Source organism: Clostridium sp. Cult3, assembly GCF_021655115.1.
GTDB lineage: Bacteria > Bacillota > Clostridia > Tissierellales > Tepidimicrobiaceae > PPXY01.
On record NZ_PPXY01000005.1, the window covers coordinates 24,293 to 34,470 of the forward strand.

Annotated in this window: 10 protein-coding genes and 1 pseudogene; all 11 read left to right on the forward strand. The window is 38.4% G+C overall.

Going from position 1 to position 10,178, the window contains the following annotated elements:
• The first annotated feature begins 30 nt into the window (after positions 1-30).
• Positions 31-903: an FAD binding domain-containing protein gene (locus C3E88_RS01315; protein ID WP_236908240.1), complete on the forward strand. Its 873-nt coding sequence runs from the start codon at positions 31-33 to the stop codon at positions 901-903.
• Positions 900-1,373, forward strand: a complete 474-nt coding sequence (locus tag C3E88_RS01320; protein ID WP_236908241.1) for a (2Fe-2S)-binding protein — start codon at positions 900-902, stop codon at positions 1,371-1,373. Before C3E88_RS01315 ends, C3E88_RS01320 begins: the two co-directional genes overlap by 4 nt.
• Positions 1,373-2,638, forward strand: a complete 1,266-nt coding sequence (locus C3E88_RS12240; RefSeq protein WP_272878354.1) for a xanthine dehydrogenase family protein molybdopterin-binding subunit — start codon at positions 1,373-1,375, stop codon at positions 2,636-2,638. Before C3E88_RS01320 ends, C3E88_RS12240 begins: the two co-directional genes overlap by 1 nt.
• On the forward strand, positions 2,635-3,633 hold the full coding sequence (locus C3E88_RS12245; RefSeq protein ID WP_272878355.1) for a xanthine dehydrogenase family protein molybdopterin-binding subunit: 999 nt from the start codon (positions 2,635-2,637) through the stop codon (positions 3,631-3,633). The genes C3E88_RS12240 and C3E88_RS12245 overlap by 4 nt, the downstream gene beginning before the upstream one ends.
• The gene (gene ade / locus C3E88_RS01330) at positions 3,633-5,336 is read left to right on the forward strand and encodes an adenine deaminase (protein ID WP_236908242.1); all 1,704 of its coding nucleotides are present in this window, start codon (positions 3,633-3,635) and stop codon (positions 5,334-5,336) included. Before C3E88_RS12245 ends, ade begins: the two co-directional genes overlap by 1 nt.
• Before the next feature lie 28 nt (positions 5,337-5,364).
• Complete coding sequence (locus C3E88_RS12395) at positions 5,365-6,936, forward strand: methyl-accepting chemotaxis protein (protein WP_236908243.1); 1,572 nt, start codon at positions 5,365-5,367, stop codon at positions 6,934-6,936.
• Between the two features lie 16 nt (positions 6,937-6,952).
• Positions 6,953-7,675 carry a selenium cofactor biosynthesis protein YqeC gene (gene yqeC, locus C3E88_RS01340; protein WP_236908244.1) on the forward strand — a complete coding sequence of 241 codons (723 nt, stop codon included), beginning with the start codon at positions 6,953-6,955 and terminating at the stop codon, positions 7,673-7,675.
• 11 nt (positions 7,676-7,686) lie between these two features.
• Positions 7,687-8,280, forward strand: coding sequence for a nucleotidyltransferase family protein (locus tag C3E88_RS01345; protein ID WP_236908245.1), 594 nt, complete (start codon positions 7,687-7,689; stop codon positions 8,278-8,280).
• 12 nt (positions 8,281-8,292) lie between these two features.
• Complete coding sequence (yqeB, locus tag C3E88_RS01350) at positions 8,293-9,102, forward strand: selenium-dependent molybdenum cofactor biosynthesis protein YqeB (protein ID WP_236908246.1); 810 nt, start codon at positions 8,293-8,295, stop codon at positions 9,100-9,102.
• On the forward strand, positions 9,092-9,898 hold the full coding sequence (locus tag C3E88_RS01355) for an XdhC family protein (protein WP_236908247.1): 807 nt from the start codon (positions 9,092-9,094) through the stop codon (positions 9,896-9,898). Before yqeB ends, C3E88_RS01355 begins: the two co-directional genes overlap by 11 nt.
• An 82-nt stretch (positions 9,899-9,980) precedes the next feature.
• Positions 9,981-10,178: pseudogene (locus tag C3E88_RS01360) on the forward strand (glutamate formimidoyltransferase); the annotation flags it as partial.

The following is a 10,178-nucleotide window of genomic DNA, read 5'->3' on the forward strand; positions in this document are numbered from 1 at the left end:
TAAAGGTTTTATGTAGAGGAGGTTTTAAAAATGGCATTGGAGGAAGTTTACAAAGGAAAAAGTATAGATGAAGTAGTAGAACTATTGGGAGAATACGACAAAGAAGCAAAGATAATAGCTGGAGGAACAGATATAGTTATCGATTTGAGAAATGAGAAAATAGACCCTAAGGTATTGATAGATATATCTAGTATAGAAGAACTTAAGACCATAAAGGATGAAGGAGAGTATATGGAAATTGGTGCTGGGGTAAGCTTTACTCAGGTAGTGGAAAGCCCATTGTTTGACGGAAACTTATGTGGATTAAAGAAAGCTTGTCATATGGTAGGTTCTCCTCAAATCAGAAACAAAGGTACACTAGGTGGCAATATTGCCAATGGTTCTCCTGCTGCTGACTCCATTCCTCCTTTAATCTGTTTGAACTCCACCCTTATATTGAAAAGTGTAAGAGGAACAAGGGAAATTGGCTTAGAGGACTATTATAAGGATGAGGATGCAAAGATTAAGGCTGATGAACTGTTGGTAGGCATCCGTTTTAAGAAGCCTAAAGATGGTCAAGTATTAAGCTTTTCCAAATTAGGCCTTAGGAAGGCTTTAGCTATATCCAGATTATCTATAGCTACATTGCTAGAATTAGATGATGAAGGTAAGGTAAAAACCATAGAAGTGGCTAGTGGTTCCTTGGGCAAATATCCTATGAGGGAATCAGAGCTAGAACAATTCCTTACGGGTAAAAAGTTGGATGAGGCAACAATTGATGAAGGAATTCTAGTGCTACAGGAGGCTATGGAGAAAAGATTAGCTGGAAGATCTACTTTTCCATATAAGCGAGAGGCTGTAGATAGTATGTTAAAGGAAGCCTTAAAAGAAGCCATGGAATATTTAAATGAGGTGAGACTATGAAGGAGATTCAACTAAAGGTTAATGGAAAGGACTATAGCTTAAATATAGATGAGAATACAAGACTTATAGATTTACTTCGAGATGAGCTAGGATTACTTGGGACTAAAGAGGGCTGTGGCGAAGGAGAATGTGGTGCCTGTACTGTAATAATGGATGGAGAAACGGTCACTTCTTGTTTGGTTATGGCTTTTCAAGCCCATGGTAGCGAAATTTTGACTATAGAAGGATTGGAAGAGGATGGCAAGCCCCACCCTATTCAACAGGCATTTATAGATGCAGGAGCTGTTCAATGTGGATTTTGTACTCCTGGAATGATCCTGTCAGCGAAAGCATTACTGGATAAGAATCCCAATCCTACCAGAGAAGAAATAAGGGAAGGAATTTCCGGAAATTTATGTAGATGTACTGGGTACAACAAGATAGTAGATGCTGTGGAATTGGCCATAAAATATATAGAGGAGGGGAAATAATGAAGTTGGATGTAGTAGGTAAGGATATCATTAGGACCGATGCCTATAGTAAGGTTACGGGAAAGGCCCTATATCCTCAAGATATATATATGGATAATATGGTCTATGGGAAAACCTTAAGGTCCAAATTGCCCCATGCCTATATAGATATAGATATTAGTGAAGCAGAAAAAATAGATGGTGTTATTAAAATATTCACCTATAAGGACGTACCTAATAATAGTCATGGAGTGGTGTTTAAGGACCATGAAGTATTTTGTGAAAAGAAGGTTAGAAGGATAGGAGATCCTATTGCTTTTGTAGTAGGAGAATCAGAAGAGGCTTGTAAACTAGCTTTAGAGAAGATAAAGGTTGATTACGAAGAACTAGAAGGTATATTTGATCCAGAAGCTGCTATGGATGAAAATGCACCAAAAGTTCATGAAGGCAGTAATATAATGTATCACTACAAGATAAGACGGGGAGATATAGAAGAAAGCTTTAAGAATAGCTATGTAATTGCAGAGAATACCTACAAAACCCATATGGTAGAGCACGCCTTCTTACAACCAGAGGCAGGGGTTGCTTATATAGACGAAGAAGGTAGGGTTACGGTTATGGTGGCTACCCAATATCCCCATTATGACAGGGAGGAAGTAGCTAGTGCTCTTAATTTAAAGGAAGAAGAAGTAAGGATAATAAATACCAATATAGGGGGAGCCTTTGGAGGACGAGAGGATATTAGTTTGCAAATCCATTTAGCTTTGGCAGCTAATACTCTAAAGAGACCTGTAAAGGTAGTCTACTCCAGAGAAGAATCCTTTATTGCCCATTCTAAAAGACATCCTATGATCATGAAATGTAAGACGGGAGCAGATAAGGACGGAAAATTGTTAGCTATGAAGGCTGAGATCATAGGGGATACAGGAGCTTATGCTTCATGGGCACCTAATGTACTGAGGAAAGCAGGAGTCCATATAACTGGACCTTATTATATACCCAATGTAGTAGTAGATAGTTATGCAGTCTACACAAACAATCCATATGCTGGAGCTATGAGAGGTTTCGGTGCTACTCAAGTGCCTATAGCCCATGAACAACAGATGGATATATTAGCAGAAAAATTAGGCATGGATCCAGTATCTATAAGGATGTTAAATATATTTAGACAAGGTTCTGTTACGGCAACAGGGCAGGTATTGACGGAGTCAGTGCCTGTAGAGGCTTGTATAAAGGAAGTGGCAAAGAAGATGGAATTTTATCCTAGAGAGGAGGGGGCAAAATGATAAAACGTGGTAGAGGAATTGGCGTATCCTTCTATGGTACAGGATATGGCAATGGGTTTCCTGATGTGTCTAAGGCAAAGGTTAAACTACATGAAGATGGAAAAGTAGGCATATATGTAGGAGGTACGGAAGTAGGTCAAGGAGCCAAGACAGCCCTCCCTCAAATAGGGGCAGAGACTTTATCTATTTCTATGGAGGATATATTGCTTATATCGGAGGATACTAGTCTTATGCCAGATTCAGGTACGGCAGCAGCCAGTCGTCAAACCTACAATACGGGAAATGCTATAAAGAAGGCTTGTGAAAACTTTAAGGATAGATTGATTGAGATTGCTCAAAAGGAATTGAGACTAAATTCCACCCATGGATTGAAGATGGAAAAGGGAGAAATATACTTAGAATTCTTCCCGGAGAAACGAATATCCTTTAAGGAGTTAGCAGATAAATATGGTGATGGTATCATCGAAGTAGAAGGGGAGTTTATAGCTCAAACGGTAGAAATGGATCCAGAAACGGGACAAGGAGCTCCCTACTGGCCCTACACCTTCAATGCTTGTGGAATAGAATTGGAAGTAAACACCCTAACTGGCCAAGTAGAAATATTAGATGCAGTATTTGCTCAGGATGTAGGTAGAGCCGTAAATCCTCATCTAGTTGAAGGCCAAATGGATGGTGGCTTTGCTATGGCCTTGGGATATGCTTTATTCGAGGATTTAAAACTAGATAAGGGTCATATAAAAAGCAATAAATTTTCCCGATATCTAATTCCTACAGCCATGGATATGATAGATGTAGAAAATATAATGGTGGAGGAACCAGAGTCAACAGCTCCCTACGGAGCTAAGGGCATTGGAGAGCCAGTTATGATACCTGTGGCACCAGCTATATTAAATGCCATATATGATGCTACAGGGGTAAGGATTAAAGAACTACCTGTTACACCGGAGAAGTTGAGGAAAGCCTTGGATGAGGCCAATGGAGGTGGAAGCAAATAATGCTTTGGAAAATGATTAAAATTGCTAAGGGAGACGAAAAGGCTCCCTTAGTGTTCAAAAATGCCAATATAGTCAATGTGTTTACCAATGAGATAATAGAAGGAGATGTGGCTGTATATAATGGAAAGATCGTAGGGATTGGAGAATATAGTGGCCAGGAGGAGGTAGACTTAAAAGGAAAATATCTATCTCCTGCCTTTATAGATGGACATGTTCATATAGAATCCTCAATGGTAACTCCTGCTCAATTTGCTAAGGCAATAGTTCCTAGGGGAGTTACTACTATAATTGCAGATCCCCATGAAATTGCCAATGTAAAGGGATTAGATGGTATAAGATATATATTGGAAGAAAGTGAAGATTTACCCTTAGATGTGTATGTAATGTTACCTAGCTGTGTACCAGCTACTCCCTTTGAAAACTCTGGAGCAGTTCTTCAAGCAGAAGACCTAAAGGAGTTGATGGAGGAAGAAAGGGTACTAGGTCTAGGGGAGATGATGAATTATCCAGGAGTTGTAAATGGTGATAAATGGGTGTTGGAGAAATTAACCCTTTTCAAAGACCATGTAATAGATGGCCACGGGCCAGTAATTAAGGACAAAGAGTTAAATGCTTATGTAGTAGGAGGCATCGATACGGAACATGAGTGTTCTACAGTGGAAGAGATGATGGATAGATTAAGACTAGGCATGTACATCCATATCAGGCAAGGTTCAGCAGCTAGGAATTTGCCAGAGTTGATAAAAGCTGTAGATAAAGACAATTTAAGACGATGTATATTCTGTACTGATGATAAACATCCATCGGATCTATTAAAGGATGGTAGTATCGATCACAATATACGATTAGCCATAAAAGCGGGAGTAGATCCTATAGATTGTATAAAGATGGCATCATTAAATGCAGCAGAATGCTATGGCTTAAGAGGTAAAGGTGCAATTGCTCCAGGTTATGTAGCAGACATGGTGGTTGTTGATAATCTAGAGGATTTCAATATACTGGAGGTATATAAGGCTGGAGAACTAATGGGCAAGGATAACAAAGCTTTATTCCAACTGGAAAATAGGGATAATATACTTATGAAGAATACGGTAAACATCAAAGAAGTTGAAGTAAAGGATCTGCAGATAGAACTTAAAGGGAATAGGGCCAATATAATTAAGTTACTACCTCATAATTTGGTTACGGAGAAGGTAGAAAGGGAAGTATTGGTGGAAGATGGCAAGTTTAAGCCTTCTGATGATATACTAAAGGTAGCAGTGGTGGAAAGACACAACAAAACTGGAAATATAGGATTAGCATTAGTAGAAGGATTTGGACTCAAAAATGGGGCTATAGCCTCTACCGTAGCCCACGACTCTCATAATATAATAGTTATAGGGGACAACGATAAGGATATGATCTTGGCTATTAAAGAACTTCAAAGGGTAGGAGGAGGTATTACCCTTATATCCAAGGGAGAAGTAATGGATACATTGCCTTTGACTATTGCTGGTCTTATGTCAGAGGAACCTTTAGATAGGGTTAATGATAAGTTGGACCAAATGTTAGAAAAAGCCTATGATGAACTAGGAGTAAATGAATATATAGAACCTTTTATGACTTTATCCTTTATTGCTCTGCCAGTTATACCAGATATTAAGGTTACGGATATGGGATTATTTGATGTTAGTGAATTTAAATTTATAGATCTGTCCTTATAGTCCTAAAAAGACAGAAGGGAGATGCGCTGTGAAAAACAAAAAAGATTTTGTCTATTTGCTTGTGATAGTATTGGTCTTTATGATGTTGAATTTCTTGGTAGTTTTCTATTCTGGGAATATCTATTTAACCCTAGGTTTGGTACTAGCTCTATCCATAGCCTTGGCAGCTATACTATATAAACAATTAGGTAAAAACAGACTAAAAGGTATAGAAAGCTATATATCCAAGTTAAATCATATGGATTTTTCCAAGTACAAGGGTATGGCTATACCTGTGGAGATACAGGAAGAGCTGGATCAGTTGACTAAGAATATTAAGGAGAATTTAAAGACTCAAGTGGAAATATCTACAGATATTTTCCACATATGTGAAAAGCTCAATGCCGTATCCCAGGAAAGTGTAGCTTCAGCAGAATCCATAGCTTCTTCTGTAGAAGTGGCAGATTCTAATACGGTGGAACAAGCTCATATGCTAAGCAAGACCAATGAACTTACTCAGGAAATACTTATATCCTTGGAGAAGGTGGAAGAGGATATGATAGATAAGATCCAGTTTATATCCGATTCTATCTCTACAGCTCAAAAGGGTATAGAAAATATTGAATATATAGAGGAAAGGATAAATCTATCTAGGGATATGACCAGTAGATCATCAAAGCAGGTATTGAAATTAAAGGATTATTCAGATGAAATAGTAGGTTTGATAGATTTAATCAACTCCATATCCAAGGAGACCAATATGCTTTCCCTAAATGCATCTATCGAAGCTGCTAGGGCTGGAGAACATGGCAAGGGTTTTGCTATTGTAGCTATGGAGGTAGGAAAGTTGGCTAAGGAGACGGAGGAGGTTTCCTCTAAGATCGAAGGAGTTATATATACCCTAAAGGATGAAATAAGCTCCATTACTAAATTTATGGAAGAAGATATGGAACATGCTGACGAAAATTGTTCCATTATGGAAGATACTAGTAGGGAATTTGAAACCATTGTAGATACTTTGAATACAGGGAAGACCAGCCTTGAGGACATCAAAGATGTAACAAGTAAGCACAATATGATGGTAGAAGAGGTAACCACCAATATAGATAAGGTGACAAGCTTTGCTCAGGAGATAGCTGCTCATATGGAGGAAACTACAGCCCAAGTATTAGAACAGCACAGTAGATCTCAGTATCTACAGGAAGTAGTGGATGAGATAATGGACAATGTATATGATATGCAGCAGTTTGTGGCAGGAAAGGTTATGGAAGAGAAGATGCTAAAGGCAGCCTACTCTATTAGGGATTACGTAAAGAAAAATAATATCGATGACGAAGCTATAGATAAATTACTAAAGACTACGGAAATGGACGATATATGCATTGCCGATACATCAGGAGTTGTAAGATATAGAAGCAATGATGATCCTACAGGCTTCAATTTATATGAAGTGGACAGGAGCTTTCTTGCTTTAAAGAATGGAGAGAAGGAATATGTGGTTACTCCTATTAAGGTAAGGGTAGAGGATGGAAAGATGTTTAAATTTTTAACGGTAGCCGATGAGCAGAAACAATTATATCAGGTAGGATTATCCTTAGATACCCTTCTTGAAAATATGTAGTGGGTTGATATTTATTATGAATATATATGATGGATTAGGGTTGGATATAGGTAAAAAAGAAGTATTATCCTTTGTAGGTGGAGGAGGAAAGACCACCACCATATTTAAATTAGGTCAGGAGTTAAAGGCCTTAGGGAAGAAGGTCCTTATTACTACTACTACCGCCATATATAATCCAAAAGAAGGAGAATATGACTACTATTTTTTAGGGAGATATGAAGAGGATTTTCATCCTAAAGAAGGCAGTATCACCATATTAGGTAGAGAGGTAAGACAAGGAAAACTAAGGGGGCTTTCTCTAGCCTATATGGACGAAGTGATACTTGAAGGTTTATTCGATTTCATATTAATAGAAGCTGACGGAGCTAAGAACAAACCTATTAAAGCTATGGCTTCTCACGAGCCAGTAGTATCCAAATATTCTACTAGGACTATTGGGATTATAGGTATAGATTGTTTAGGTCAGCCTATTGAACGAATAGTCCATAGACCAGGACTATTTGTAGATATAGTGGGGAAGGATCTTCAACAGCAAGTGGACCAGAAGGATATGGTGAAGATAGCATTGCACCCTAGGGGATTGTTCAAATCAGCAATAGGAAATAAGATTTTGGTACTTAACAAAGTTGGCGACCAAGATACGCTGATGAAAGGATATAGCATAAGAAAAGAGTTACTAGAAAAAGGATTTGAAGGTAGTATTATATTAGCTGATATCCAAAGTGGTAGTTTTTATTGAGGAGAGAGGATATGATCACAGGTATTATACTAGCCTCAGGTTTTTCTAAGAGGATGAATAGGGACAAGCTATTGATGGAAATAGACGGGGTTCCTATGGTGGAGAGGGTCATTGAAAGGGCAGTCGAGTCTAGATTGGATGAGGTGATCTTAGTCTATAGGGTTGATGAGGTAAAGAGGATAGGCAAGAAGTATGGTATCAAAACCCTATATAATCCAAGGGCTCATTTAGGTCAGTCGGAGGGATTGAAATTGGGAGTTGAAGAAGCAAAGACTTCCCAGGCCTATATGTTTCTAATGGGAGATATGCCCTTTATCACCACGGAACTTATAGATAAATTGATCCAAGAATATATATGCAGTAAAGCCCAGATATTAGTCCCTTATTATAATGGAAAAAGGGGAATGCCAACTGTTTTTTCCCATAGGCTTAGAAAGGAACTGTTGAATATAGAAGGGGACAAGGGAGGAAGAAGTATTATTAAAAACAATCCTTCCTTAATAAGAAAAGTACATATAGATGATGAAAGGCTAGGACTGGATATAGATACACAAGAAGAGTATAAAAGATGGGACAGTGGGGCAGGTTCTCCCTGTCCTAGATGAGAAGGTGAAGATATGGATATAGTAGTAGTACGTGGAGGCGGCGATATAGCCTCAGGAATTATATATAGACTTTATAAGGCAGGGTTTAAGGTGGTGGTTTTGGAAATAGGCAAGCCTTTAACTATTAGAAGAACCGTTGCTTTTAGCGAAGCCGTGTATGAAAAAGAGGTAAATATTGAAGGTGTAAAGGGAATATTAGCAGAAGATGTAGATGATATATGGAGAATACTAGATGAAGGCGCTGTTCCCGTATATATAGATAGTAAAGGAGAAATATTAAAAGAACTAGAACCTATAGCCTTAGTAGATGCTATTCTTGCCAAAGTAAATTTAGGAACCCATAGAGGTATGGCACCTATAACTATAGGGATAGGCCCAGGATTTGAGGCTGGAGTAGATGTGGACCTAGTAGTAGAATCCAAAAGAGGACATAATCTAGGAAAGGTTATATATGAAGGAAAAGCTGCAGAAAATACGGGAATTCCTGGGAGCACCTTGGGCTTTAGGGAAGAAAGGGTAATTCGAGCTCCTGGCGAAGGTATAGTAAATCCCTTGTGTGAAATAGGGGATAAGGTGGAAAAAGGGGATGTAGTATGTACAGTTGGCGAAGAGAAAGTATTAGCTAGAATCAGTGGTATCCTTAGGGGAATGTTAAAGGAAGGATTATATGCTAAAGAAGGACTAAAGATTGGAGATATAGACCCGAGAGGAGAAGTAGAAAATGCTTTTACTATATCTGACAAGGCTAGAGCCGTAGGAGGAGGAGTTCTTGAAGGAATACTATATTTGATCAAGGAAAGGGGAATAGGATATGGACGATAGGCTTATAGTAAAGAAAGCTATAGAGGAAGTGGAAAGGGGAAAGGAATTAGCCATTGCAACTATTATAGATGCTAAGGGGTCTACCCCAAGGGAAGCGGGAGCTAAGATGGTGGTGTTAGCAGATGGTAGCACATATGGTACCGTTGGTGGTGGTTCCTTGGAAAAGCGAGTTATAGAGCTATGCCTTGAAGCTATAGATGACGGCAAAAGCCATAGGGTTCATCTTCCCTTGAATGCAGAAGGGGTAGAGATGATCTGTGGTGGAGAAGTAGATGTATTTATAGAGGTATATAAGAATAGGCCTAAATTACTGATAGCTGGTGGAGGTCATGTAGGCTATGCAATATATGAGATGGCAGCTTTGTTAGATTTTGATATAGTAGTATTTGAAGATAGGGAGGAGTTTTTAACTAAGGATAGGTTTCCTAAGGCTAGTGAATTAGTCCTTGGGGATATGAGGGATAATCTAAAGGATTATCCTATAGATGACAACACCTATATAACTATAGTCACTCGAGGTCATGCCTATGATGAGGAATGTTTAGAAGTAGTAGTAGGCAGTGATGCCAAATATATTGGTGCTATGGGTTCTAAGAAAAAAGTAATAACCATGATGAACAATTTAAAGGATAAGGGCATAGCCCAAGAACAGTTAGATAAAGCCTATGCTCCTATTGGACTTAAGCTATCCAACGAAACGCCTGAAGAGATAGCTGTTAGCATAATATCAGAAATATTGTTAATTAAGAACCAAGGTGAACTTATACACATGAAGGATACCTTAAAAAGGTTCTAAATTTTATAGAATATTAACAAAGAAAAGTTAAATACTTTATGCTATGATATGATAGCGAATCATTATTAAAGGAGGTAACATAATGGCAAAACAATATATTTTAGCAGTGCCAAACTTTAGTGAAGGAAGAAGACAAGAGGTAATAGACGCTATTGCCGATGAAGTGAGAAATAAGGAAGGGGTAACCCTAGTAAGTGTAGAACCAGAACACGATTTCAATAGGACAGTACTAACTATATTAGGAGAACCAGAACCACTAAAAGAAGCATTAATAGCCATG